Genomic DNA, 25,237 nt, shown 5'->3' on the forward strand with positions numbered 1-25,237 from the left:
CCCAAGGCCTTCCGGAAACGGATCAGGGGCCCGACTCTCGATGAGAGTCAGGCCCCTGACCTGGTGTTTCAGCTGTCGGGGTGGCGGGATTTGAACCCACGACCTCTTCGTCCCGAACGAAGCGCGCTGCCAAGCTGCGCTACACCCCGATGTGCCCCCGAGTTTCCGCTTTCGCAGCTCCCCGGCGCAACGAGCTCTACTTTAGCGGACCCGGGCCCGGAGACGAAATCCGATTCCCGGGGCCGCTCGCGCGGGGCTCAGTCGCGCGCGGTCAGGGTGAGCAGGGTGGCCTCGGGCGGACACGCGAAGCGGACCGGGGTGTAGCGGTTCGTGCCGCAGCCCGCGGAGACATGGAGGTAGGAGCGGTTGCCGCCGGCCCGGTGGGTGGAGAGGCCCTTCACGCGCTTCGTGTCGATGTCGCAGTTGGTGACGAGAGCGCCGTAGAAGGGGATGCAGAGCTGGCCGCCGTGGGTGTGCCCGGCGAGGATCAGCGGGTAGCGGTCGGCGGTGAAGGCGTCGAGCACCCGCAGGTACGGGGCGTGGACGACGGCGAGCGAGAAGTCGGCGTCCTCGCGCGGGCCGCCCGTGACGTGTGCGTACCGGTCGCGCTTGATGTGCGGGTCGTCGAGGCCGGTCAGGGCGATCTCGTAACCGTCGATCTTGAGGCTGCCCCGGGCGTTGGTGAGGTTGACCCAGCCCGCGCAGTCGAAGCCGTCGCGCAGGTCCTCCCACGGGTTGTGGATCGCGGCGACCGCCGGGGCGTTGCCGTTCAGCCCGTGCCGGCCGCTGGCCTTCTCCAGCAGGTAGCGGGCGGGATTGCGCAGCTTGGGGCCGTAGTAGTCGTTGGAGCCGAAGACGTAGGCGCCGGGAAACTCCATCAGCGGACCGAGGGCGTCGAGCGTCTCGGGCACGCCCTCCGGGTCGGAGAGGTTGTCTCCGGTGTTGATGACGAAGTCGGGGCGGAGCCCGGCCAGGGACTGGAGCCAGCGCTGCTTCTTGCGCTGCCCGCCGACCATGTGGATGTCGGAGACCTGGAGGACCCGCAGCGGCCGCATGCCTCGCGGCAGCACGGGCACGGTGACCCGCCGCAGCCGGAAGGAGCGGACTTCGAAGCCGGCGGCATAGGCAATGCCGGCGGCGCCGACGGCCGTGATTCCCAGGGGTACTCCGTATCGCGCGCGCATGCTGCCCATGGTCGCAGACCGCGGGGGCCGCCGGGTCACGGGCCGGGGCCAAGGCGGGAGTTGCCTGCGGCGAGGGCGGGCCACCGGGCGGCTGGGTGGCCTGGACCGGGCGCCTTCAGGCTCCTGCACGGGCGTTCTCATCGGCCGTCCGGGCCGTTAATGCGGAGCGCACGCGTGGGCCGGGTGCGAAGATTGCGCCATGACCACCCTCAAGTCCAAGCTCCACGATGACCTCACGACCGCCATCAAGGCGCGCGACGAGCTGCGCTCCTCGACGCTCCGCCTCACCCTCTCCGCGATCGCGTACGAGGAGACCGCGGGCAAGTCCGCCCGTGAGCTCTCCGACGACGAGGTGCAGAAGGTGATCACGCGCGAGGCCAAGAAGCGTCGCGAGGCGGCCGAGGCCTTCGACAAGGGCGGCCGGGCCGAGTCGGCCGAGCGGGAGCGCGCGGAGGGCGAGGTGCTCGCCGAGTACCTTCCCCAGCAGCTGACGGACGAGGAGCTGGCCTCGATCGTGGCGGCCGCGGTGGCGGAGGCCCGGGCCGGCGGCGCCGAGGGGCCCCGTGCGATGGGCGCGGTCATGAAGATCGTGAACCCCCAGGTGGCGGGCCGCGCCGAGGGCGGCCGGGTCGCGGCCCAGGTGAAGAAGCTGCTCGCGGGCTGATCACCGGATACCTACGACGGAGGGGCGCCCGGACCGTATCGGTCCGGGCGCCCCTCCGCACATCGAGGCTCCCGCGGGCTATCGCCCGTCGTTGCCGCCGATGACGCCCGGCGGGATGGAGAACCGGGGCCACGGCTTGTTCTTGCCGGGCTTGTTCGGCTTGTTGGGCTTGCCCCGGCCGCCCTTGTCCGAGCCCTTGGGCTTCTCCGGCTCGGCGATCGCGACGGTGTCGAAGGTCGGCGCGGGCTTGCCCTCCAGCGCCCCGGCCATGGCATCACGCCAGATGGGGCCCGGGGTGTCACCGCCGTAGACCTTGTCGTGGTACTGGCCGCCGATGGTGATGCCCTCCATCTCGACGTCCTTGCCCGAGCCGCCGACCCAGACCGCACCGGCCATGTTCGGGGTGTAGCCGACGAACCAGGCGGCCTTGCGCTCGTCCGTCGTACCGGTCTTGCCGGCGCTGTCCCGGCCGCTGAGCCCGGCCTCCTTGCCCGTGCCGTCCTCGACCACGCCCTTGAGCAGGGTGTTGACGGTGTCGGCGGTCTCCTCGGACATGGCCCGGGAGCAGTGCGACTTCGGCACGTTCAGGCTCTTGCCGTTCGGACCGGTGGCGGAGCCGATGAGGACGGGGGTGCAGTACTTGCCGCCATTGGCGAACGCGGCGTAGGCGGCGGCCATCTTGAGCGGGGACATGCCCTGCGTACCGAGGGCGATCGACGGCACCTGGTCGATCTTCGCGCCGGACGCGGGCTTCAGGCCCAGCTTCGTCGCCATCTTCGTCACCGGGCAGACGCCGATGTCGCCGATCATCTGGATGAAGTAGGTGTTGACCGACTTCCCCGTCGCCTCCCGCATCCCGTACGGGCCGACCTCACTGCGGTTCTCGTTGCTGACCATGTCACCCCCGCCGTTCTTCCAGGGGCGGCCGCAGGTCTCGACCTCGTCCGGGTAGGGCATCTGGTACGGCGACGAGTAGACCTTGTTGGGCGAGATGCCCTCTTCCAGGGCGGCCGCCGCGAGGATCGGCTTGAAGGTCGAGCCGGTCTGGAAACCGAAGTTCGACCCGCTCATGGCCTTGTCGGCCGAGAGGTTGATCTGCGTCTGGTACTCGCCGAAGCCGTACGGGCGGGACTGCCCCATGCCGAGCACCTTGCCGGTGCCGGGCTCGACGATGGAGACGGCGGTGGCCACCGGGTCCGACTGGTAGACGTGGTCGGTGATCGACTTCTGCACGGACTTCTGGGTCTGCGGGTCCAGGGTGGTCCGGATCGTCATGCCGCCCTGGTTCCACCGCTTGGCCCGCGCCTCCTTCGTCTTGCCGAAGACGGGGTCCTGGAGGAACACCTCGCGCACGTAGTCGCAGAAGAAGCCGGCGCCGTTGACGGCGGTGATGCAGCCGCTCTTGGGGCGGCTGACCTTCAGCTTGAGCGGCTTGGCCTGGGCGGCGGCTGCCTCGGCCGGGGTGATGTTCTTCGTCTCGGCCATGCGCTGCAGCACGATGTTGCGGCGCTTGGTGGCTTCCTTCGGGGCGTTGACCGGGTCGAAGCGGCTCGGCGACTGGACGATGCCGGCCAGCAGCGCGGACTCGTCGAGGCTGAGGTCCTTGGCCCGCTTGCTGAAGTAGCGCTGGGCGGCGGCCTCCACGCCGTAGGACTGCTGCCCGAAGAAGGTGATGTTCAGGTAGTTGTTGAGGATGCGCTCCTTGCCGAGTTCCTTCTCGACCTGGATGGCGTACTTCAGCTCCTTGACCTTGCGGCCGATGGTCTGCTGAGTGGCGACGGCGACCTTGGCCGGGTCGTCGCCCGCCTCCTCGACGAAGACGTTCTTGACGTACTGCTGGGTGAGCGTCGAGGCGCCCTCGGAGACGCCGCCCGACTGGGCGTTCTTGTTGAGCGCGCGGAGCACGCCCTTGAGGTCCACCGCGCCGTGCTCGTAGAAGCGGGCGTCCTCGATCGCGACGATCGCCTTCCGCATGTACGGAGAGATCTGATTCAGCGGCACGACCGTGCGGTCGCGGGAGTACACCTTTGCTATCTCGCCGCCCTGGGCGTCGAGGATGGTGGTGCGCTGGCTCAGGGGCGGGGTTTTGAGATTGGCCGGGATCTCGTCGAATCCTTCGACGGACTCCTTGGCCGCCAGCCCCATCGCCCCGATCGCCGGCAGGGCCAGACCCGCCAGGACCGCTCCGGAGAGCACGCTGACGCCTAGGAATTTCGCGGCCTGCCGGGTCACGGTGGGACCCTCGCCCGAGCGCTTCTTAGCCATAGGAGGAAGCCTACGTTCTCATTCGGCGGACAGACGCCCGTGTGTTCGCCTACGCTGTTTCACGCCAGTAACTGTGGTGCGGTTCCGCATCACCGCCGCTCTCACTCTTGTGAGTGATGAGACGTGTCCGTATTGCCGCCTGTGTTACCGGGTGCCCGCCACGACAAGGGCGGACCGTCCCGCTATGCGGTGGTTGGTCGCTGATGTCGCCAGGTCACTCCGTTGGGTGATCTGCCGCGTACGCATAGTCCGTTCGGGCCATTCAAGATTGGGCCCGAAGGGGGTGTTGCCCCCTGCCTGCCTTCCGTAACGTCCTCAACTGGCAACGGTGAATATGCCGCTGCCGCCGTGGGGGAGCCTCGATTCGGGAGAGGACGGCGCCAGCATGAGCTGGGTAACCGACTGGAGTGCGCAGGCAGCCTGCCGCACTACCGATCCGGATGAACTATTCGTTCAGGGCGCAGCGCAGAACAGGGCCAAGGCGGTCTGCACCGGGTGCCCGGTGCGTACGGAGTGTCTGGCCGACGCGCTGGACAACCGTGTGGAGTTCGGCGTGTGGGGTGGGATGACCGAGCGCGAGCGGCGGGCGCTGCTGCGCCGTCGGCCCACGGTCACGTCCTGGCGCAGGCTCTTGGAGACGGCCCGTACGGAGTACGAGCGCGGTTCCGGGATCCTGCCGCTGGGCGACGAGGAGTACGACGAGTACGCCGCCGTCGGGTAGCCGGCGAGTGGTGGACGGCGGGTAGCCGAGGGCGCCCGTGCCGGTGCCCGTGCCCCTGTCGGTACCGGCGTCGGTCGCGGTTGCGCGCATACCGACGTCCTTCAGCGCCGGCCGACGTCCTTCAGTGACGTCGAGCGGTGACGGCGGGCGGTCGTCAAGCGGTGACGACGCGCGTGGTGGCACCCGAGCAGTCGTCCGATGGTGACGACGATGCCGGTGCCCACGATTCCGGTTCCGTGCCGACTCGGTGCCGGGGCGCGTCCGTGCTTCTCGCTGCGTGCTTCTCGCGGCGCCCTGAGCGCCCATTGCCGTGCTCTGCGGGCCCTCTCCCTACGGGCTTGTGTCTTCTACGGGCTCTCGGCGCCCTTGCCGTCCGCGGTGGCTTCCGCGGAGGCGGTGTCGTGCCGGGCCGACTGGACCGCGAGACGTTCACCGATCGCCCGCAGGCCTGCCAGATCGTGTACATCTCCGGGCAGGGCGGCCACCTCGGCCACAGGGACCTCGGGGTGCAGCGAAGTGAAGCGGTCGCGCGTACGACGCTCACGGGCGAGGACCTGCATGCGCTCGGCGTGCAGGCGCAGCAGTCCCGCGGTGAGGCGCGCGGTGGAGTCCTTGGACGGCGCGGATGGTGCGGGTTCTCCTGAGGGCGCGGGCTGGGGGGAGCCGCTCCTGGGAGAGGACGTGTCGGAGGGAGTGCGGGTGCCGGGGTCGTCGGCGGTACGTGACCCAGTCTGCCCGCTGTCTCGATCCACAATGCCGACGCCATCAAGATTTTCTGAGGAATCCGGGGTGCGCGGGACTCCCGAGCCGTCCGCCAGGGCCTGCGCCGCGGCGAGGGCCCGTTCGGCCGAGAGGCGTGCCGCCCCGCTGCCGTGGACCCGGTTCAGTACGAGCCCGGCCAGCGGCATCCGTTCGGCGGCCAGCCGTTCGACGAAGTAGGCCGCTTCCCGCAGGGCGTCCCGCTCCGGAGCGGCGACGACCAGGAAGGCCGTACCGGGGGCCTGGAGCAGCCGGTAGGTGGCGTCGGCGCGGGTACGGAACCCGCCGAACATGGTGTCCATGGCGGAGACGAAGGTCTGTACGTCCCGCAGGAGCTGTCCGCCCATCAGCTTGTTGAGCGGCCCGCTCATCATCGACATGCCGACGCCCAGGAACTTCATCCCGGCCCGGCCGCCGATCTTCGCCGGCGTCATCAGGACCTTGATGAACTTCCCGTCCAGGAAGGAGCCCAGGCGGCTCGGCGCGTCGAGGAAGTCGAGCGCGGAGCGGCTCGGCGGGGTGTCGACGACGATCAGATCCCACTCGTCACGGGCGCGGAGTTGGCCGAGTTTCTCCATGGCCATGTACTCCTGCGTACCGGCGAAGCCGGCCGACAGCGACTGGTAGAAGGGGTTCTCCAGGATCGCCCGGGCGCGCTCCTTGTCGGCGTGCGTCTCGACGATCTCGTCGAACGTCCGCTTCATGTCGAGCATCATGGCGTGCAGTTCGCCACCGGCGGATTTATCAATTCCGGTTACTGGGCGGGGCACGTTGTCGAGTTCGTCGATGCCCATCGACTGGGCCAGCCGACGGGCCGGGTCGATAGTGAGGACGACGACCTTCCGGCCGCGCTCGGCAGCCCGCAGGCCCAGCGCGGCGGCGGTCGTGGTCTTGCCGACCCCGCCCGAACCGCAGCACACCACGATGCGGGTGCGGGGGTTGTCCAGGACCGGGTCGATGTCGAGGGCGGACGCCGCGTCGAGGCCGTTCGTCCAGGCGCCGGCGGCGCCCGCCGTGGCCGCGTCCTCTGCGGTGACACTCACCGAGCCACTCCTTGCTTTCGCAGTTCGCGCGCCATGCGGTACAAACCCGCCAGGTGCACGCCGTCGCCGAGCAGTTCCAGTTCGTACGTGGGCAGGCCGAGCCCGGATATCTCGGCGCGGCCGCGACGCTCCAGGGCGACCCGCTCGGTGTGCTCGCGGGCCTGCTCGACCAGAGGGTCGACCAGCTGCTCGACGAGGCCGGCGCGGTCCGCCCCGGCGAATCCGGTCTGGGCCAGGGCGTCCGACAGCGCCCGCGCCACGGCCGCCCGGCGACCGTTGGCGGCGACGTCGACGGCTGCCGCGTCGAGTATTTCCGGCCGCACCATGTTGATGACCACGCTGCCCACCGGCAGCTTCGCGGCACGCAGTTCGGCGATGCCGTCGACGGTCTCCTGGACGGGCATCTCCTCCAGCAGCGTCACCAGGTGCACCGCCGTCTCGGGGGACTTGAGCACCCGCATGACGGCCTGCGCCTGATGGTGGATGGGGCCGATCCGGGCCAGCCCCGCCACCTCGTCGTTGACGTTGAGGAAGCGGGTGATGCGGCCGGTGGGCGGGGCGTCCATGACGACGTGGTCGTAGACGAAATTGCCCAGGCGGTCCTTGCGGCGCACCGCCTCGCACGCCTTGCCCGTCAGCAGGACGTCCCGCAGTCCGGGCGCGATGGTTGTCGCGAAGTCGATGGCGCCGAGCTTCTTCAGCGCCCGCCCGGCGCTGCCGAGCTTGTAGAACATCTGGAGGTAGTCCAGGAGCGCGCGCTCGGCGTCGATGGCGAGCGCGAAGACCTCGCCCCCGCCACCCGGCGCGACCGCGATCTTGCGTTCCTCATAGGGCAGCGCCTCCGTCTCGAAGAGCTGCGCGATGCCCTGTCTGCCCTCGACCTCGACCAGCAGGGTGCGCTTGCCCTCGGCGGCGAGGGCGAGCGCGAGGGCGGCGGCGACCGTGGTCTTGCCGGTGCCGCCCTTGCCGCTTACGACATGGAGCCTGCTCATGATTCGGAGCCTAACGAGTCCCGGAGCGGGCTACGCACGAGGCTGTCGGTGGGAGGCATTACAGTCGGGCCCATGACCAAGTGGGAATACGCGACTGTGCCGCTGCTCGTCCATGCGACCAAGCAGATTCTGGACACCTGGGGCGAGGACGGCTGGGAGCTCGTCCAGGTCGTGCCGGGGCCGAACAACCCCGAGCAGCTGGTGGCCTACCTCAAGCGGGAAAAGGCGTGAGCGCCGTAGAGAAGCGGCTCGCCGAGCTGGGCCTGACCCTGCCGGACGTCGTGCCGCCGCTGGCCGCGTACCAGCCGGCCGTGCGGACCGGCGATTACGTCTACACCGCCGGCCAGCTGCCCATGGTCAAGGGCTCCGTGCCCGCGACCGGCAAGGTCGGCGCCGAGGTCAGCGCGGAGCAGGCCAAGGAGCTGGCGGCCGTCTGCGCGCTCAATGCCCTGGCCGCCGTGAAGTCGGTCGTCGGCGACCTCGACAAGATCGTGCGTGTGGTCAAGGTCGTGGGCTTCATCGCCTCCGCCCCCGACTTCACCGCACAGCCGGGCGTCCTCAACGGCGCCAGCGAGCTGCTGGGCGAGGTCCTGGGCGACAAGGGCGTGCACGCGCGCTCCGCCGTGGGCGTCACGGTGCTGCCGCTGGACGCGCCGGTCGAGGTCGAGATCCTGGTGGAAGTACAGGACTGACCGCAGGAGGGGCCCCGAGCGGCCCCCTCGAACATCAGCGCGTGAGCGCATAGCATCCGGCCATGTCGACTTCGAACGGCCAGTGGTACCCGCCGGAGTGGCCGGACCGGATCAGAGCGCTCACCCGCGGGGAGCTCCGGCCCGCCGCGCCCCGTCGCGCCGCGACCGTACTGCTGATGCGTGACACCACCGGCGGCCCCACCGTTCATATGCTGCGCAGACGCGCCTCCATGGCTTTCGCCGGAGGCGCGTACGCGTATCCGGGGGGCTCCGTGGACCCCCGTGACGAGCGGGACGTGCCCTGGGCCGGGCCCTCGCGCACCGAGTGGGCCCGCCGCCTCGGTGTCGATGCCGCCGGCGCCCAGGCCATCGTCTGCGCCGCCGTCCGCGAGACCTTCGAAGAGGCGGGCGTGCTGCTGGCGGGCCCGACACCGGAGTCGGTCGTCGCGGACACCACCGGCGCCGACTGGGAAACCGACCGCGCGGCGCTCGTCACCCGCGAGCTGTCCTTCGCGGACTTCCTCGACCGGCGCGGTCTGGTGCTGCGCAGCGATCTCCTCGGTGGCTGGGCGCGCTGGATCACCCCGGAATTCGAACCGCGCCGCTATGACACCTGGTTCTTCGTCGCGGCGCTCCCCGAGGGCCAGCGCACCCGCAACGCCTCCACGGAGGCGGACCACACGGTCTGGGCCGCGCCCGCCGACGCGGCCGCCGGCTACGACCGGGGCGAGCTGCTGATGATGCCGCCGACCATCTCCACGCTGCGCGCGCTCCTGCCGTACGGGACCGTCGCCGAGGTCCTGGCGGCCGCGCGCGAGGCGGACCTCACACCCGTGCTCGCGCAAGCCCGCCTCGTCGCGGGCGAGATCGTGCTGAGCTGGCCGGGACACGACGAATTCACCAAACACATCTCCTCAGGGGCCGACGCATGACGTTCGCAGCAGCTCTTCCCGGCAAGCCGCGCGAGGGTGCCATCGGCGGCCCCGCGACCGCCCGCGCCGTCTGCGTGCTGGCTTCCAACCCCTCCGCCATGACGCTCGACGGCACCAATACCTGGATCGTCTCCGAGCCCGACTCCGACCTGGCCGTCGTCATCGACCCGGGGCCGCTGGACGACACCCATCTGCGGGCCGTCATCGCCACGGCCGAGTCGGCGGGCAAGCGCGTCGCGCTGACGCTGCTCAGCCACGGCCACCCCGACCACTCGGACGGCGCCGGGCGCTTCGCCGAGCTGACCGGTACGTCCGTACGGGCACTGGACCCCGCTCTGCGGCTCGGCGGCGAGGGGCTCGGCGTGGGTGACGTGATCACCACCGGCGGCCTGGAGCTGCACGTCCTGTCCACTCCCGGGCACACCGCCGACTCCCTGTGCTTCCACCTGCCCGCCGACCGGGCGGTCCTCACCGGGGACACCGTCCTGGGGCGCGGCACCACGGTCGTCGCCCACCCCGACGGGCGGCTCGGCGACTACCTGGACTCGCTGCGCCGGCTGCGCTCGCTCGCGGTCGACGAGGACGTCGTCACGGTGCTTCCCGGCCACGGGCCCGTGCTCGACGACGCCCGGGGAGCCATCGAGTACTACCTGGCCCACCGCGCCAAGCGCCTCGCCCAGGTCGAGACCGCCGTCGAGAACGGCCACGGCACCCCGGAGGAGGTCGTCGCCCACGTCTACGCGGACGTCGACCGCTCGCTGTGGCCCGCGGCGGAACTCTCGGTGCGGGCGCAGTTGGACTACCTCGGCGAGCACGGGCTGATCTGACGGGGCCGCAGTCGAACGCGCTGTCGGACCCGCTGATGAACCCCAGGGCAGCGCTCCGGCGGCGCACAGGTTGATCTGAGGGCACGGCGGGCGCCTCCCGGCCCTGGGTGCGCGAAAGCCCCTGCCGCGCGCCTGAGCGGGCGGCAGGGGCTTTTACGAGCGGGCGTACGCGCGTACGTACGCCCCCGGGTCAGCGGGAGCGCTTGGCGAGCCGCTCCACGTCCAGGAGGATCACCGCGCGGGCCTCCAGGCGGAGCCAGCCGCGGCCCGCGAAGTCCGCGAGCGCCTTGTTGACGGTCTCCCGGGAAGCGCCGACCAGCTGGGCCAGCTCCTCCTGGGTGAGGTCGTGCACGACGTGGATGCCCTCTTCGGACTGGACGCCGAAACGGCGGGACAGGTCGAGGAGGGCCTTCGCGACACGGCCGGGGACGTCGGAGAAGACCAGGTCCGACATCGAGTCGTTGGTGCGGCGCAGTCGGCGGGCGACCGCGCGCAGCAGGGCGGTGGCCACCTCCGGGCGGGCATTGAGCCAGGGCTGGAGGTCACCGTGGCCGAGGCCGAGGAGCTTGACCTCGGTGAGGGCGGTGGCCGTGGCCGTGCGCGGGCCGGGGTCGAAGAGCGACAGCTCGCCGATCAGCTCGCCCGGGCCCAGGACGGCCAGCATGTTCTCGCGGCCGTCGGGGGAGGTGCGGTGGAGCTTCACCTTGCCCTCGGTCACCACGTAGAGCCGGTCACCGGGGTCCCCTTCGTGGAACAGGGCGTCGCCCCTCGCGAGGGTGACCTCGCCCATGGAGGCGCGCAGCTCAGCGGCCTGCTCGTCATCGAGCGCCGCGAAAAGCGGGGCGCGCCGCAGAACGTCGTCCACGAGTTCTCTCCTTGTCGACATGCACAGAGGACCGTGGTCCCCATGATGCCCGTCGGTAAAACTGTGTGATCAAACACAAGTGTGGCGCATCGTCGACCGAAGCCCTACGGCAGGGGTCCGATTGGGCTGCGGTTTTCCTGCGGCCGGGGCGGATGTCAGTGCTGGGCTCTAGTCTGGCCGGGTGTCCAATACGCCGGTGAGAGCACAGGGCAGGGGGGCCGGGAGGGTGATCCCGGCCCGCGATTCCGCTGTGGGCGAACGCGTGTCCGTGAAGAAGACGAATGCCGCGACCGGGCCCAAACCGCCGGGTGGCGCAGCGGCCGCGAAGATCGGCGAGGCCGACGGACCACTCGCCGCTCCCGCCCCGGGCTCCGCCTCCGGACCGACCGGTTCCGTCAGTGGATCCGGCGCCGGGCCCACCTCCAGGAGATCAGTGAAGGCCGCTGCCGCCAAACCGGCGAAGCCCGAGTCCCGGACCGCGCTCGTCCGCCGGGCGCGTCGTATCAATCGCGAGCTCGCCGAGGTCTATCCGTACGCCCACCCCGAGCTGGACTTCGAGAACCCCTTCCAGCTGCTGGTCGCCACCGTGCTCTCCGCCCAGACCACGGATCTGCGGGTCAACCAGACCACCCCCGCCCTCTTCGCGGCCTACCCCACGCCGGAGGACATGGCGGCGGCCGACCCGGAGACGCTGGAGCAGCTCATCCGGCCGACGGGCTTCTTCCGCGCGAAGGCCAGATCGCTGCTCGGCATCTCCGCCGCGCTGCACGAGCGCTTCGACGACGAGGTGCCGGGGCGCATAGAAGACCTGGTGTCCCTGCCCGGCGTGGGCCGGAAAACCGCCCATGTGGTGTTGGGCAACGCCTTCGGGCGGCCAGGAATCACCGTCGACACGCACTTCGGGCGACTCGTCCGGCGCTGGAAGTGGACGGACCAGCAGGACCCGGAGAAGGTCGAGGAGGAAATCGGCTCGCTCTTCCCGAAGAGCGACTGGACGATGCTCTCGCACCGCGTGATCTTCCACGGCCGGCGCATCTGCCACTCCCGCAGGCCCGCCTGCGGTGCCTGCCCGATCGCGCCGCTGTGCCCGTCCTACGGGGAGGGTGAGACGGACCCCGAGAAGGCGCGGAAGCTGCTCAAGTACGAGAAGGGCGGCCAGCCCGGTCAGCGGCTCAAGCCCCCGCCCGACTACCCGGGCCTGCCGGCCCGTCCGCTGGGAGCCGAGTGACCGCACGCCCGCCCGTGACCGCACACACGCCGAGGGGACACGCATGACGAGCACGTACGGCGGTGGGACCGCCATCACCTCCGAGGGGCTGCCCGAGTGGCTCGCGCCCGTGGCCCAGGCTGCGAGAACGATCGAGCCGCACCAGCTGAGCCGATTCCTGCCGCCGGAGACGGGCGGTCGGCAGTCCGCCGTGCTGGTGCTCTTCGGCGAGGGCGAGCAGGGGCCCGAGCTGCTGCTCCTGGAGCGGGCAGGGACGCTGCGCTCGCACGCGGGCCAGCCGTCGTTCCCCGGCGGCGCGCTCGATCCGCAGGACGGCGATCCGGCCGGTGACGGGCTGCTGCGGGCCGCGCTGCGCGAGGCCGAGGAGGAGACCGGGCTCGACGCGTCCGGCGTGCAGATCTTCGGTGTCCTGCCGCAGCTCTACATCCCTGTGAGTGGTTTTGTCGTGACGCCGGTGCTCGGCTGGTGGCGCGAGCCCAGCCCGGTCGGCGCGGTCGACGAGGCCGAGACGGCCAGAGTGTTCACGGTCCCGGTCACCGAGCTCACCGACCCGGGGAACCGGGCGATGGCCGTCCACCCGAGCGGTCACCGGGGTCCGGCCTTCCGCGTCGGCGGCGCGATGGTCTGGGGGTTCACCGCCGGGGTGATCGACCGGATCCTGCACTTCGCGGGCTGGGAGCGCCCGTGGGACCGCGAGCGCCAGGTCTCCTTGGACTGGCAGGGCTGATCCGCGTGAGACGGTGGCCTGCGAGCCACCCGACCCGAGGCCGACGACCGCGCCGGCCCCTTCAATGCGAGGCATTTTTCGGTGAACGTGCTGGACATCGTGCTGCTGCTCGCCGCCGTGTGGTTCGCGGTCGTCGGCTACCGCCAGGGCTTCGTCGTCGGCGTGCTGTCGGTGATCGGCTTCCTCGGCGGTGGCCTGGTCGCCGTCTACATCCTCCCGGTGATCTGGGACAGCGCCACCGACGAGGCCACCCCGGGCACGCTGGCGGCCGTCGCGGCCGTCGTGATCGTCATCGTCTGTGCCTCGGTGGGCCAGGCCGCCACCACCCACCTCGGCAGTAGGCTCCGCCGCCACATCACCTGGTCGCCGGCGCGCGCCCTGGACGCGGCGGGCGGCGCACTCGTCAATGTCGCCGCGATGCTGCTGGTGGCCTGGCTGATCGGCTCCGCCCTCGCCGGCACCTCCCTGCCCACGCTCGGCAAGGAGGTCCGCAACTCCAAGGTGCTGCTCGGCGTCGCCCGGGTGGTTCCGGCCCAGGCCAACACCTGGTTCGCGGACTTCAGCACGGCCCTCTCCCAGAACGGCTTCCCGCAGGTCTTCGCGCCGTTCTCCAACGAGCCCATCACCTCCGTCCCCGCGCCCGACCCCAGGCTCGCCGGCAGCCCCGTCGCCACCGCTGCCCAGCGCAGCATCGTCAAGGTCGTGGGCACCGCGCCCAGCTGCGGCAAGGTCCTCGAGGGCACCGGCTTCGTCTTCGCACCGCACCGGGTGATGACCAACGCCCACGTCGTCGGCGGCGTCGACGAGCCGACCGTGCAGATCGGCGGCCAGGGCCGGCGCTATGACGCGACCGTCGTCCTCTACGACTGGAAGCGCGACATCGCCGTCCTGGACGTGCCGTCACTCGACGCGCCCGTGCTGCGCTTCGCCCGGGACGATGCGGAGAGCGGCAAGAGCGCCATCGTCGCGGGCTTCCCCGAGAACGGCTCGTACGACGTGCGCGCCGCCCGCGTCCGCAGCCGCGTCCAGGCCAACGGCCCGGACATCTACCACCGTGGCAATGTCCGGCGCGATGTGTACTCCCTCTTCACCACGGTCCGCCAGGGCAACTCCGGCGGCCCGCTGCTCACCCCGGACGGCAGGGTCTACGGCGTGGTCTTCGCGAAGTCCCTGGACGACGCGGACACCGGCTACGCCCTGACGGCGGACGAGGTGCGTGAGGACGCCGTCGTCGGCAGCACGGCCACGGGCAGGGCGGACAGCCAGGGCTGCGCGCTCTGAGGTGGTGGTTGCCGGTCCGGAGCGGTCCGGGGGTGGTCAGCGGCCGCGTGGATGGCGCAGCCGCGCCGACACCCATCGGGCGCGGCGGCGGATGATGCGCGGAATGCCGATGTGGGGGTCGTGACCGGCCTCCGGCCCGTGATCACCCCGCATCGCGCTCTCGGATACCTCCGTCACGGCCAGCGCGGCATCGCCCTCGGCGCCGCGCTGCTGCGTCACATCACGGTAGTCGTGCGTCCAGCCCATACCGAGGTCTGTGCCCGGCCCCAAAGGTCCGTAATCGCCTGGGGGTCCGTCAATTGGCCTATGCGCCAGGCAATTGGCCATTCGGCGGACGGATGTTCCCGTGTGTTCGAGGGTGAGCCGGAGGTGAGAGGGGCCGACGGTGCGGCTCCGGGGGACGGGGTGCCGTTCCCCTCGGGGGGTGCCCCTGGCCCCCCGGCCCGGCCCTCTGTCGTGGTGGCTAGCGGTCCGGTTCCGGGTCCTTCAGCCAGTTGACCAGCTCGGTCGAGTACGCCACCGGGTCCTCCTCATGCGGGAAGTGCCCGAGTCCGTCGAACAGCCGCCAGCGGTACGGCGCCTCCACGTACTCCCCGGAGCCCGCCGCGCTGCGGGTGCGCATCACCGGATCGAGGGACCCGTGCAGGTGCAGCGTCGGTACCCGCACCGGCCGCTTCATCCGGCGGTTGAACTGGATGCCGTCCGGGCGTGCCATCGACCGCACCATCCACCGGTACGGCTCGATCGAGCAGTGGGCCGTCGAGGGGATCGACATGGCCCGCCGGTAGGTGTCGACCGCTTCGTCGTCCGGCAGCCGGGGCCCCGACCACTCGCGGATCAGCCGGCCCACCAGCGCGGCGTCGTCCGCGATGAGCTGGCGCTCCGGAAGCCAGGGGCGCTGGAATCCCCAGATGTACGAGCCTGCCGCGCTCTGCTTGAGGTCGGCGAGCATCGACGAGCGCCAGCGGCGCGGATGCGGCATCGAGGACACCACGAGCCGCCGTACCAGCTTCGGCCGCATCACGGCCGCCGTCCACGCCAGATAGCCGCCCAGATCATGGCCGACGAGCGCGGCGTCCGGCTCGCCGAGGGAACGGATCACGCCGGTGATGTCGAGGGCGAGGTTCGCCGGGTCGTAGCCCCGGGGTGTCCGGTCGCTGCCCCCCACGCCGCGCAGATCCATCGCCACCGCCCGGAACCCCGCGTCCGCGAGCGCCGGCAACTGGTGCCGCCACGTCCACCAGAACTGCGGAAAGCCGTGCAACAGCAGCACCAGCGGCCCCTCGCCCATCTCGGCGATATGGAACCGCGCACCGTTGGCCGCGACCTCCCGGTGGGTCCAGGGCCCGTCGGGGCGTACGACCGCCGTGGGCGAGGACGCGGAGCCGGTGGGCGCGGGCGGGACGGCCGGTGAGTCGGGTTCGGGGGACGCGGGCGCTGCGGAAGTATCGGGCACCGTCATACGGACGAGCGTGTCACAGATGCGTCCGCCTGGCTCGTGCCGACCAGCGGACGCGGGTGCGGCTTGACCGTGCCCAGCACGGCCGCCGTCTCCTTGGCGGAGGCGATGCTCTTCTCCGGCTTGCTGACCTTCTTGAACTTGGCCACCGCCAGCAGCCCGAGAATCGCCGCGATCACCAGGAAGGCGCCACCGACGATCAGGAAGGACCAGGCGAGCCCGAGGCCCAGGTTGTGGATCCCGTACGCCGCCGCGAAGCTCAGCACCGGCAGCGAGAAGAGCGCCAGGGTGCCGGCCGCGGCGATCGCACCGCCGCCGATGCCGACGCGCTTGGCGTCCTGCCGCAGCTCGGCCTTGGCCAGTGCGATCTCGTCGTGCACCAGCGCGGACAGCTCGGTGGTGGCCGTCGCCACCAGCTGGCCGAGGCTGCGGTTGGCACCGTCGTCGGCTGCGCTCATCGGCTGCTCCCTCATCTTCATCAGCTTCGTCATCTGCGGGTCTTGGGCGCGTCTTCAGCGGATGTAAAGACCCTTAGATCATGCCGGACCATCGTCGCCGGTGGTGTGCCCGGAGGCGACTTCGGCCAGCCTGCGGTGTTCTGCGGCCTTCGCTTCGTGGATGGCCGCCATCCGAAGGTGGTAATCCGGGTTGCCCTGCTCGTAAATGTCCGGTATGCCGTCCTGGTCCTCGTCCCGATCCTCATCCGCGCACAGCTTCTTGTACTTGTTGTCGCGCAGCTTGAGCAGTGTGCCCGCGATGACGGCGGCTATCAGCGAACCGATGAGTACGGCTGCCTTCACCTCATCGGTCAGAAGTTGGTCGCCGGCGAAGGCCAGCTCGCCGATCAGCAGGGACACGGTGAAGCCGATACCGGCCAGTGAGGCGACGGCCAGTACGTCCGGCCACTCGAGGTCGGGGTTCAGCTCGGCCTTCGTGAAACGCGCCGCCAGCCAGGTGCCGCCGAACACGCCTATCGCCTTGCCGACGACCAGGCCGAGGACGACCCCGAGCGTCTCGGGCTTGCGGAAGACGTCCGACAGCGCGCCGCCGGAGAGGGCGACGCCCGCTGAGAACAGCGCGAACAGCGGCACGGCCAGCCCGGCGGACAGGGGGCGGACCATGTGCTCGATGTGCTCACCGGGGGAGTACCGCTCGCCCTCGTGACGTGTGCAGCGCAGCATCAGGCCCATGGCGACGCCCGCGATGGTCGCGTGCACGCCGCTGTTGTACATCAGTGCCCAGTTGACGATCGCCAGCGGCACGTAGACGTACCAACCCCGGACGCCCTTGCGCAGCAGCAGCCAGAAGACGGCCAGGCCCAGCACGGCGAAGCCGAGAGCGGCGAAATTGAGCTCCGAGGTGAAGAAGACCGCGATGATCAGAATCGCGAAGAGGTCGTCGACGACGGCGAGGGTTAGCAGGAACGCGCGCAGTGCCGAGGGCAGGGCCGTGCCGATCACCGCCAGTACGGCGAGTGCGAAGGCGATGTCCGTGGCGGTGGGCACGGCCCAGCCGTCCAGCGCGCCGCCGCCCGTCTTCGCGACGGTGAAGTAGACCAGCGCGGGGGCGGCCATGCCGCAGATCGCGGCGATGACGGGAAGGGCGGCCGCTTTCGGGTCGCGCAGTTCGCCGGCGACCAGCTCGCGCTTGAGCTCGATGCCCGCGACGAAGAAGAAGACGGCCAGCAAACCGTCGGCGGCCCAGTGCTGCACCGAGAGGTCGAGGCCGAGGGAGCCGGGGCCGAGGTGGAAGCCGCGTATGGTCTCGTAGCTGTCGCGCAGCGGGGTGTTCGCCCAGATCAGCGCGGCCACGGCCGCGACGAGCAGCAGCACGCCGCCGACGGTCTCGGTGCGGAGGGCCTCCGCCAGGTAGTTGCGCTCGGGCAGCGGCAGCCGTCCGAGGAAGACGGAACGGCGGTTCTTGGGCGCGGCCACGACGGTGGACCTCCTGGGGCGACTGGATACACGTGTGCTGTGTGCCGACCAGACTTCCCGGCGCGCCTTTGATTCTTGTCGCGATTTTTACGCGATGAGTACTTACCTTAACCGGAACGAGTGAAGGGCACCCGGTCGCGCCGGGTGCCCTTCATCGGATCGCCTGCTTCCGCGTGCCTTCCGTGTGCCCGACTTCGGGCGGCGGCCGCGTGGCTCGGCCGGGTCAGTCCTCGCTGCTCGCGGCGGGGAGCTGCGACTGGATCAGGCTCATGACCGAGGAGTCGGTCAGCGTGGTCACATCGCCGAGCGTGCGGTTCTCGGCGACGTCACGCAGCAGACGGCGCATGATCTTGCCCGAGCGGGTCTTGGGCAGCTCGGCGACCGGCAGGATCCGCTTGGGCTTGGCGATCGGGCCGAGCTGCTTGGCGACGTGCGCCCGCAGCTCCTCGACCAGACCCGCTTCCTCGGCGTCGGCGTTGCCCCGCAGGATGACGAAGGCGCAGATGGCCTGGGTGGTCTGCGGGTCGTTCGCACCGACCACGGCGGCTTCGGCGACCTTGGGGTGCGAGACGAGCGCGGACTCGACCTCGGTGGTGGAGATGTTGTGGCCCGAGACCAGCATCACGTCGTCCACCCGGCCGAGCAGCCAGATGTCGCCGTCGTCGTCCTTCTTTGCGCCGTCACCCGCGAAGTACCGGTGCTCGAAGCGCGACCAGTAGGTGTCGATGTAGCGCTGGTCGTCGCCCCAGATGGTGCGGAGCATCGACGGCCATGGCTCGGTGAGGACGAGATAGCCGCCGGCCCCGTCGGGCACCTCGTTGGCGTCGTCGTCCACGACGGTCGCCGCGATGCCGGGCAGGGGCACCTGCGCCGAACCGGGCTTGGTCTCGGTGACCCCCGGCAGCGGGCTGATCATCATGGCGCCGGTCTCGGTCTGCCACCAGGTGTCGACCACGGGCGTCCGGTCGGCACCGATGTGCTTGCGGTACCAGACCCAGGCCTCGGGGTTGATGGGCTCGCCGACCGAGCCGAGGATCCGCAGGCTGCTCAGGTCGAACTTGGCCGGGATGTCGTCGCCCCACTTCATGGCGGCGCGGATCGCGGTGGGGGCGGTGTAGAGGATCGTCACGCCGTACTTCTGGACGATCTCCCACCAGCGCCCCTGGTGCGGGCTGTCCGGGGTGCCCTCGTAGAGGACCTCGGTCGCGCCGTTGCTCAGCGGTCCGTAGACGATGTAGGAGTGGCCGGTCACCCAGCCGACATCGGCCGTGCACCAGAAGACGTCCGTCTCCGGCTTGAGGTCGAAGACGGCGTGGTGGGTGTACGACACCTGGGTGAGATAGCCACCGGTGGTGTGCAGGATGCCCTTGGGCTTACCGGTGGTGCCCGAGGTGTAGAGGATGAACAGCGGGTGCTCGGCGTCGAACGCCTGAGGCGTGTGCTGATCGGACTGGCGCTCGACCAGATCGTGCCACCAGACGTCACGGCCCTCGGTCCAGGCGACGTCCTCCTGGCCGGTGCGACGGACGACGAGGACGCTGCGGACGTCCTCCGTGCCGGGGCGGGTCAGGGCCTCGTCGACGGCGGGCTTGAGGGCGGAGGCCTTGCCGCGCCGGTAGCCACCGTCGGCGGTGATGACGACGCGGGCATCCGCGTCCTGGATGCGGGTCGCGAGGGCGTCCGCCGAGAAGCCGCCGAAGACGAGCGAGTGCGGGGCGCCGATGCGGGCACACGCCAGCATCGAGACGACCGCTTCGGGGATCATCGGGAGATAGATGGCGACCCGGTCCCCGGTCTGGACGCCGAGCTCGGTCAGGGCGTTGGCGGCCTTGGAGACCTCACGCTGCAGCTCGGCATAGGTGATCGAACGGGTGTCGCCCGGCTCGCCCTCGAAGTGGATGGCCACGCGGTCGCCGAGGCCGTTCTCCACATGGCGGTCCACGCAGTTGTACGCCACGTTGAGCTTGCCGTCGGCGAACCACTTGGCGAACGGCGGGTTCGACCAGTCCAGGGTCTCGGTCGGCTCGGTCTCCCAGCTCAGGCGGCGGGCCTGTGCGGCCCAGAAGCCCAGCCGATCAGCCTTCGCCTCCTCGTACGCCTCCGCCGAGACATTGGCCTTCGCGGCCAGGTCGGCAGGCGGTGCGAAGCGGCGCTCCTCCTTCAAGAGGTTGGCCAGGCTTTCGTTGCTCACGACATCTCCCTTTCCCAGGGTGCCCGTTGCGTCCCGGCCATAGCTCATCAGCCCGGGGCACACCCTGACAAGGGGTGTGGACAAAAATTGGTTTAGACCTGTCCTTTGTTGGGGTTCCACGAGGTCAGACGGGTCGGCGGGGCACGGGGACACGCGCGGGGCCTTGCTTCCGCGTCGCCCGGCAGCGCAGCGTCACACGGCGTCCAGCACCTCCGGGCGGACCGCGGTGAAGGTGCGCGACCGCTCGTCCAGCACATACGCCTGCGCTTCGGCCACATGGAAGTACATGCCCTGCAGACGCAGCGCACCCTCGGCCACCCGCCGGGCCACGCAGGCGTGGGCCCTCAGGTGGTCGAGCTGCTGGAGGACGTTGACGAGGGCGAGCCGTTCGACGTCATCGGACACGGGCCGGTCGGCGAGTGCGACTTCCCCGCGTCCGAGCCGTCCGATGCGCTGCATACGGGCCACGCTCGGCCGGCCGTGCCGGAGCCAGCGGCCGAGCGGGGTCGGTGCGCCGGGCTGGGGGGCGGAGGTGTCGAGGAGCGCCTGCATCGCGCCGCACCCCGAGTGCCCGCACACCGTGATGCTGCCGACCTTCAGCACCTCGACCGCGTACTCCACCGCGGCCCCGACCGAGTCGCATGTGCCGTCGCTGCCGGGCGGCGGCATCAGATTGCCGACGTTGCGCACGGTGAAGAGATCACCGGGGCCGCTGGAGGTGATCATGCTGGTCACCAGCCGGGAGTCGGCGCAGGTCAGAAAGAGCTGGCTGGGGGTCTGCCCCTCGCGGGCGAGCCGCGCCAGCTCGTCCCGCACGAGGGGTGCCGTATTGCGCTGGAACGCGCTCACACCGCCGAGGAGTTGCTGATCGCCGCTGTGCTTGACGCCGGGCTTCACGACTGCGGGGGTGCGGGTGCAGTGGTGGTTGTGCCAGGGGGTCCAGGGGCGGCACACGTGCGTGCTGGCGGGCTCCGAGATGGGCCGGCCGTGACGGCCCCGCAGCGTGACCCAGCCGCCACCCGCCCGATGGGCATTGGACCAGGTCTGCAGCGCGTCGTACGCCGCGTGGTCCATGAAGGAGCCACCCAGCTCGACCACCGCGTTGGCCTCGGCGGGCACCTGGGCGAGTGCCCGGGACAGCCGGGGGACCGCGAGGAACGTCAACTGGCCATTGACGCGCACCCGGTGGCAGTCCCTGTCCGCGTCCACGGTAATACGGGTGTGGGCGAGGCGCCGCAGGGAGAGGAAGGCCGCGATCGCGATGCCGACGGCGACTCCTTGCAGCACGCCCAGGAGCACCACGGATCCGAGCGTGGCCGCGTACATCGGGAATTCGCGGTGCCGCTGTACGTGCTTGATGTGCGCGAAGCTCACCATCCGCACGCCGACGGCCATCACCAACGCGGCCAGCGCGGCGAGCGGGATCAGCTCGAGCACGGTGCTGAGCAGCGCGGCGCACACCAGCACCCACACGCCGTGCAGGACCGTGGCCTTCCGTGTGGCGGCGCCCGCCCTGACGTTGGCCGTGCCGCGGATCGCGCCGCCCGCGATCGGCAGCCCGCCGAGCAGCCCGGACACCACGTTCGCCGCCCCCTGGCCCGCGAGTTCGCGATCCAGTGAGGCGGGAGGGTGCTCTCCGCCCGTCCGCGCGGCGCGCAGGCGGTCCACCGCGACGGCGGACAGCAGCGACTCCATGCTGGCCACGAGGGTGACGGTGAGGACGGCCGCGAACACCCCGAGCACCGGGCCGTCCGGCAGCGCGGGCAGCACGCGCAATTCCCACTGGGGAAGATTGACCCGGGGCAGATCCATGCCGACGCCGGCCGCGGTGGCGGCTGCGACGGCGGCGAGCGGCGCCGGAAGCGTACGGGCCCACCGCCCGGCCCGGCCGGGCAGCTTCGGCCAGCCCGCCACCACGGCCACCGTGATCCCGCCGACCAGCAGCGCGGCCGGGTGCGGGTCCGCCAGCCGCGAGGGCAGCGCCGCGAGGTTTTCCAGCGCGGAGATATTGGGGCTGTCGCCCAGCACGACGGGCAACTGGCCGAGCGCGATCGTGACGCCGATGCCGGCGAGCATGCCGTGCACGATGGCCGGGCTGACGGCCAGCGCGCTACGGGCCACGCGGGCGGCGCCGAGGGCGAGTTGAGCCAGCCCCGCGAGCGCGGTGATCGCGCACGTCGCCCGCCAGCCGTAGCGCTGCACCAGCTCGGCAGTGACGACCACCAGGCCGGTGGCAGCGCCGCTGACCTGGAGCGGGGCCCCACCCAGCAGACCGGCGACGATCCCGCCGACCGCCGCCGCGACCAGCCCCGCCTGGAGCGGCGCGCCCGTCGCGAGCGCGATGCCGAGCGAGAGCGGGATCGCGATCAGAAAGATGACCACGGAGGCGGAGAGGTCCTGGCGCCAACTGCGCGGGCGCCGGGCCGGCAGGTCCTGGCCGCCCGGCTGGGCCGGGGGTGTGGGATTCGTCTGCGTCGGCTGAGCGTGCATGGGCGTTCCCGTCTTCGTCGGGGCGGCGCGGCCGCGGTGGGGGCGCGGCCGGGGTCACGGCGTGCAGCGGCGGGAGCGGCTGCGATGGCGGGCTTTTCTCAACTCTGAGTAAACGAATCGTAATGGAGAGTAAAGAGACGGGGAAGTTCGCCAGGGCTGGCGGAAGGTGACTTCCTTCCAACGAGTGAATCCGTACGCCTATCTGCTTGTCGTTCCATACCTCTATCGGTCTCATGGCGTACTGGCGTTGAGTGGGGCCGGACAGGGTCGGGCGTCGGGGCGAGAGTGGGGGAGGCCCCGGGTGGTTCGAGGTGTAGGGGGAGGGATTCGGAGTTGGCCCGCCCGCCGGTGCGCGGGTTTGCTGTACGCGATCGGAATTCACCCTTGGTCGGCATAAAACCGAACATCCAGCACCCCGGTGCGGCGAAGGGGTTACGGGCGAGTGAATGGCGTGTACATGCTCTTGGTCGCGGGCCGCTCTCAGCGACGCCGAGGAGTGCGAGTCCGTGGCTGAATCGACTGGGGTGGGGCTGAAAGTCGATGAAAACGGGACCCATTTCAGCCCTTGCTTCCGTGGGCCCGTAGGCGGGCCGGCCGGCTGGCCGACCGAGAAGTGGACGGGATAAATCCGGAATGCGGCTCCGTCGGCCAAGGGCGGAAGCGTCGGCACCGCTTTCGGGGACGGGCCACCCCTGGTCGTTCCTTGAACGGTGAGAAATCCGCTCGCCGGGTTGCGTCATCGCCCCGGAAGGCCGCCGGAAGCGCTATTCCGGCGGCCGGGCCCCTCTCGTGGGCCCCCGCTGCGACGAGTTCCTCAATTGCCCTCGGCAGGAGGTTGATCGGTGAGTTCAGGCGGGCTGCGGAGCGGCCAACAGCCGCTCGTCCAGCACAAAACTGGGGTCGACCTGAGCCGCCAGGTCGGCTCCTGTCTTGGCGTTGCCCCAACTCTCCGCGTTCTTCAGGTGGAAGTGCACCATCTGGCGTGTGTAGCGCTGCCAGTCGCGACGCTCGTACGCGCCGTCCGCCGCCTCGCGCAGCGTGCGCAGCGCCTCACGGTTGGGCCCCTCGAGGAGTTCGAAGAGAGGTGGCCGGCCCTTCTCCATGGCGCGCACCCAGTCGGAGTGGGCCAGCGTGGTGAGCAGGTCCTCGCCGACCTCCTCGCGCAGGAAGTCCAGGTCGTCGGCGCCCTGCACCTTGTTGCCGACCACCTTCAGGCAGACGCCGAAGTCGCGGGCGTACTCCTTGTACTGGCGGTAGACCGAGACGCCCTTACGGGTGGGTTCGGCGACCAGGAACGTCATGTCGAAGCGGGTGAACATCCCGGAGGCGAAGGAGTCGCTGCCTGCCGTCATGTCGACGACGACGTACTCACCGGGCCCGTCGACAAGGTGATTGAGGCACAGCTCGACCGCGCCGACCTTGGAGTGGTAGCAGGCGACGCCGAGGTCGGACTCGGTGAAGGGGCCGGTCGCCATCAGCCGGACGGCGGCATCTTCGTCCAGCCGGACGGTTCTGGCACAGGTCTCGAGGATCGGGTTTTCCTCGCCGATCCGCAGCAGCCGCGAGCCCTCACCCGGCGGCGTTGTCTTGATCATGGTTTCGGCGGAGGCGATGCGCGGGTTCGTGCCCCGCAGGTACTCCTTGATCAGCGGCAGGTGTGCGCCCATCGCGGGGAGTGCGGCCGTCTCCGCCTCGTCCAGACCGAGCGCCGCGCCCAGGTGCTGATTGATGTCGGCGTCCACCGCGATCACGGGGACCCGGTCGGCGGCGAGATGGCGGATGAACAGTGAGGACAGCGTGGTCTTGCCGCTGCCGCCCTTCCCTACGAAAGCGATCTTCATGTTCACCAAGCGTAGGTGCGCAAGCGCGGAAAGTGAGAGATGTGAGTGAAGAAAACCACTCCTTCGAGGGGTGTGAGGCCGAAGTGCGTACTGTCTTACCCATGAGTACGACAGCCGATCCGCTCGCCGCCCTGGGCTCGCTTCCTGGCGTTGCCGACTCCGTGGACTCCGTGCGCAAGGCGGTGGACCGCGTGTACGGCCACCGGGTGATGCGCCGCCGCAGCAACGAGGTCACCGCCGAGGCGGCGCTGCGCGGCGCCCGGGGGTCGGCCGCCCTGTCGGGGGCCGACTGGGCGCTCGAGGAGGTGCGCCGGCGGTCCGACTTCGGTGTCGAGGGCGAGCCGCGCACGGTGGGCGCGGCACTGCGGCTGACCGCCGAGTCGGGGCAACTGCTGAGTGTGTGGCGGCAGTCGCCGCTGCGCGTGCTGGCCAGGCTGCACCTGGTGGCCGCGGGTGGCGCCCGGCCGGACGACACCGTGGGACGCCCCCGGCTGGCGGGTGAGCCGGTGGACGAGCCGCTGATCGAGCTGGCGCTGCCGGGCGCGGATGAGGTGGCGGGTCGGCTCGAAGGGCTGGCCGGGCTGCTGATCGCGGGCAGTGAGGCGCCCGCGCTGGTGACGGCGGCGGTGGTGCACGGCGAGCTGCTCGCGCTGCGCCCGTTCGGCTCGTGCAACGGCCTGGTCGCGCGGGCCGCCGAGAGGATCGTGTTGATCGGCAGTGGGCTGGATCCCAAGTCGATCTGTCCGTCGGAGGTGGGGCACGCGGAGTTGGGGCGTGCGGCCTATCTGGGCGCGCTCGACGGCTACGCGTCCGGGACCCCGGAGGGTATGGCGGCCTGGATCACGCACTGCGCCCGTGCTGTCGAGCTGGGTGTGCGGGAGAGTACGGCCGTGTGCGAGGCGCTCCAACGCGGCGCGGCCTGACGGTTCTCCGTCGCAGCGGTGCTCGGGGGGCGGCCCTCGGGCGTCGGCAGGAGGCGGACAGGGTTGCGGCGGTACCCATCAAGCTCTGGTACCGCCGCTGGCACGTCGGCCGAGTTACCATGCGTGCACGAGATTTGCCCATCAGGCCGGGATCTTCGCCCGTTACCTGGTGCGGCTGGCCCGTAATCGACGGGTCGGCGTCGCGTGGGTGCTCGGCTT

General features: G+C 70.7%; 22 protein-coding genes and 1 tRNA gene. 10 read left to right on the plus strand and 13 right to left on the minus strand.

The annotated features are described in order from the left end of the window. Positions 1 to 75: 75 nt before the first annotated feature. Both JO379_RS18485 and JO379_RS18490 read right to left on the minus strand, forming a co-directional pair. Positions 76 to 149, minus strand: a tRNA-Pro gene (locus JO379_RS18485). A gap of 108 nt (positions 150 to 257) precedes the next feature. Continuing rightward, a complete protein-coding gene (locus tag JO379_RS18490; protein WP_130878390.1) occupies positions 258 to 1,184 on the minus strand; it encodes a metallophosphoesterase in 927 nt (308 codons plus the stop codon). Positions 1,185 to 1,383: 199 nt separating this feature from the next. Between JO379_RS18490 and JO379_RS18495 the strand changes: the two genes are divergently transcribed. Further along, complete coding sequence (locus JO379_RS18495) at positions 1,384 to 1,848, plus strand: GatB/YqeY domain-containing protein (protein ID WP_130878389.1); 465 nt, start codon at positions 1,384 to 1,386, stop codon at positions 1,846 to 1,848. 78 nt (positions 1,849 to 1,926) lie between these two features. Here the strand turns inward: JO379_RS18495 and JO379_RS18500 are convergent, their stop codons facing one another. Then, the gene (locus JO379_RS18500; protein ID WP_130878388.1) at positions 1,927 to 4,113 is read right to left on the minus strand and encodes a transglycosylase domain-containing protein; all 2,187 of its coding nucleotides are present in this window, start codon (positions 4,111 to 4,113) and stop codon (positions 1,927 to 1,929) included. 385 nt (positions 4,114 to 4,498) lie between these two features. On the opposite strand from JO379_RS18500, the gene JO379_RS18505 reads away from it, so the two are divergent. Then, positions 4,499 to 4,834 carry a WhiB family transcriptional regulator gene (locus JO379_RS18505; protein ID WP_184739076.1) on the plus strand — a complete coding sequence of 112 codons (336 nt, stop codon included), beginning with the start codon at positions 4,499 to 4,501 and terminating at the stop codon, positions 4,832 to 4,834. A gap of 347 nt (positions 4,835 to 5,181) precedes the next feature. On the opposite strand, the gene bagB is transcribed toward JO379_RS18505, so the two are convergent. Both bagB and bagA read right to left on the minus strand, forming a co-directional pair. Next, on the minus strand, positions 5,182 to 6,636 hold the full coding sequence (gene bagB, locus JO379_RS18510) for an ATPase BagB (protein ID WP_209515925.1): 1,455 nt from the start codon (positions 6,634 to 6,636) through the stop codon (positions 5,182 to 5,184). Continuing rightward, a complete protein-coding gene (gene bagA, locus JO379_RS18515) occupies positions 6,633 to 7,628 on the minus strand; it encodes an ATPase BagA (RefSeq protein WP_130878384.1) in 996 nt (331 codons plus the stop codon). The genes bagB and bagA overlap by 4 nt, the downstream gene beginning before the upstream one ends. Before the next feature lie 72 nt (positions 7,629 to 7,700). Here bagA and sp36 point away from each other — a divergent pair, with 72 nt between their 5' ends. The 4 genes from sp36 (at position 7,701) to JO379_RS18535 (ending at position 10,079) form a co-directional block, all read left to right on the plus strand. Continuing rightward, positions 7,701 to 7,859: a Sp36 family protein gene (gene sp36 / locus JO379_RS18520; RefSeq protein WP_003967454.1), complete on the plus strand. Its 159-nt coding sequence runs from the start codon at positions 7,701 to 7,703 to the stop codon at positions 7,857 to 7,859. Continuing rightward, on the plus strand, positions 7,856 to 8,320 hold the full coding sequence (locus JO379_RS18525; RefSeq protein WP_130878383.1) for a RidA family protein: 465 nt from the start codon (positions 7,856 to 7,858) through the stop codon (positions 8,318 to 8,320). Before sp36 ends, JO379_RS18525 begins: the two co-directional genes overlap by 4 nt. 62 nt (positions 8,321 to 8,382) lie before the next feature. After that, a complete protein-coding gene (locus tag JO379_RS18530) occupies positions 8,383 to 9,252 on the plus strand; it encodes an NUDIX hydrolase (RefSeq protein WP_209515927.1) in 870 nt (289 codons plus the stop codon). Next, entirely contained in the window at positions 9,249 to 10,079 is an 831-nt protein-coding gene (locus JO379_RS18535) for an MBL fold metallo-hydrolase (RefSeq protein ID WP_130878381.1), read from the plus strand. Before JO379_RS18530 ends, JO379_RS18535 begins: the two co-directional genes overlap by 4 nt. A 190-nt stretch (positions 10,080 to 10,269) precedes the next feature. On the opposite strand, the gene JO379_RS18540 is transcribed toward JO379_RS18535, so the two are convergent. Continuing rightward, entirely contained in the window at positions 10,270 to 10,944 is a 675-nt protein-coding gene (locus JO379_RS18540; protein WP_004939715.1) for a Crp/Fnr family transcriptional regulator, read from the minus strand. A gap of 268 nt (positions 10,945 to 11,212) precedes the next feature. Here JO379_RS18540 and nth point away from each other — a divergent pair, with 268 nt between their 5' ends. The 3 genes from nth (at position 11,213) to JO379_RS18555 (ending at position 14,180) form a co-directional block, all read left to right on the plus strand. Beyond that, positions 11,213 to 12,172, plus strand: coding sequence for an endonuclease III (gene nth / locus JO379_RS18545; protein ID WP_372449096.1), 960 nt, complete (start codon positions 11,213 to 11,215; stop codon positions 12,170 to 12,172). A 43-nt stretch (positions 12,173 to 12,215) separates the two neighbouring features. After that, the gene (locus JO379_RS18550; protein WP_209515930.1) at positions 12,216 to 12,899 is read left to right on the plus strand and encodes an NUDIX hydrolase; all 684 of its coding nucleotides are present in this window, start codon (positions 12,216 to 12,218) and stop codon (positions 12,897 to 12,899) included. 81 nt (positions 12,900 to 12,980) lie between these two features. Continuing rightward, complete coding sequence (locus tag JO379_RS18555; protein WP_130878379.1) at positions 12,981 to 14,180, plus strand: MarP family serine protease; 1,200 nt, start codon at positions 12,981 to 12,983, stop codon at positions 14,178 to 14,180. A 36-nt stretch (positions 14,181 to 14,216) separates the two neighbouring features. Here the strand turns inward: JO379_RS18555 and JO379_RS18560 are convergent, their stop codons facing one another. The 7 genes from JO379_RS18560 to JO379_RS18590 all read right to left on the minus strand — a co-directional run bounded on the left by JO379_RS18560 (position 14,217) and on the right by JO379_RS18590 (position 24,095). Then, positions 14,217 to 14,426: a hypothetical protein gene (locus tag JO379_RS18560; RefSeq protein WP_130878378.1), complete on the minus strand. Its 210-nt coding sequence runs from the start codon at positions 14,424 to 14,426 to the stop codon at positions 14,217 to 14,219. Between the two features lie 217 nt (positions 14,427 to 14,643). Then, on the minus strand, positions 14,644 to 15,642 hold the full coding sequence (locus tag JO379_RS18565; protein ID WP_209515932.1) for an alpha/beta fold hydrolase: 999 nt from the start codon (positions 15,640 to 15,642) through the stop codon (positions 14,644 to 14,646). Beyond that, on the minus strand, positions 15,639 to 16,097 hold the full coding sequence (locus JO379_RS18570; RefSeq protein ID WP_130878376.1) for a phage holin family protein: 459 nt from the start codon (positions 16,095 to 16,097) through the stop codon (positions 15,639 to 15,641). The genes JO379_RS18565 and JO379_RS18570 overlap by 4 nt, the downstream gene beginning before the upstream one ends. 78 nt (positions 16,098 to 16,175) lie before the next feature. Beyond that, positions 16,176 to 17,573: a Na+/H+ antiporter NhaA gene (gene nhaA, locus JO379_RS18575; protein WP_130878375.1), complete on the minus strand. Its 1,398-nt coding sequence runs from the start codon at positions 17,571 to 17,573 to the stop codon at positions 16,176 to 16,178. Positions 17,574 to 17,796: 223 nt separating this feature from the next. Then, positions 17,797 to 19,764 (minus strand): acetate--CoA ligase, encoded by a 1,968-nt coding sequence (gene acs, locus JO379_RS18580; protein ID WP_130878374.1) that lies wholly within the window; start codon positions 19,762 to 19,764, stop codon positions 17,797 to 17,799. A gap of 192 nt (positions 19,765 to 19,956) precedes the next feature. Next, positions 19,957 to 22,254: a SulP family inorganic anion transporter gene (locus JO379_RS18585; protein ID WP_130878373.1), complete on the minus strand. Its 2,298-nt coding sequence runs from the start codon at positions 22,252 to 22,254 to the stop codon at positions 19,957 to 19,959. Positions 22,255 to 23,102: 848 nt separating this feature from the next. Then, positions 23,103 to 24,095, minus strand: a complete 993-nt coding sequence (locus tag JO379_RS18590) for an ATP-binding protein (RefSeq protein WP_130878372.1) — start codon at positions 24,093 to 24,095, stop codon at positions 23,103 to 23,105. A gap of 101 nt (positions 24,096 to 24,196) precedes the next feature. Between JO379_RS18590 and JO379_RS18595 the strand changes: the two genes are divergently transcribed. Then, positions 24,197 to 25,018, plus strand: coding sequence for a Fic family protein (locus JO379_RS18595; protein ID WP_130878371.1), 822 nt, complete (start codon positions 24,197 to 24,199; stop codon positions 25,016 to 25,018). Positions 25,019 to 25,237: the final 219 nt, after the last annotated feature.

The sequence above is a fragment of the Streptomyces syringium genome, assembly GCF_017876625.1.
Classification (GTDB): Bacteria; Actinomycetota; Actinomycetes; order Streptomycetales; family Streptomycetaceae; genus Streptomyces; species Streptomyces syringius.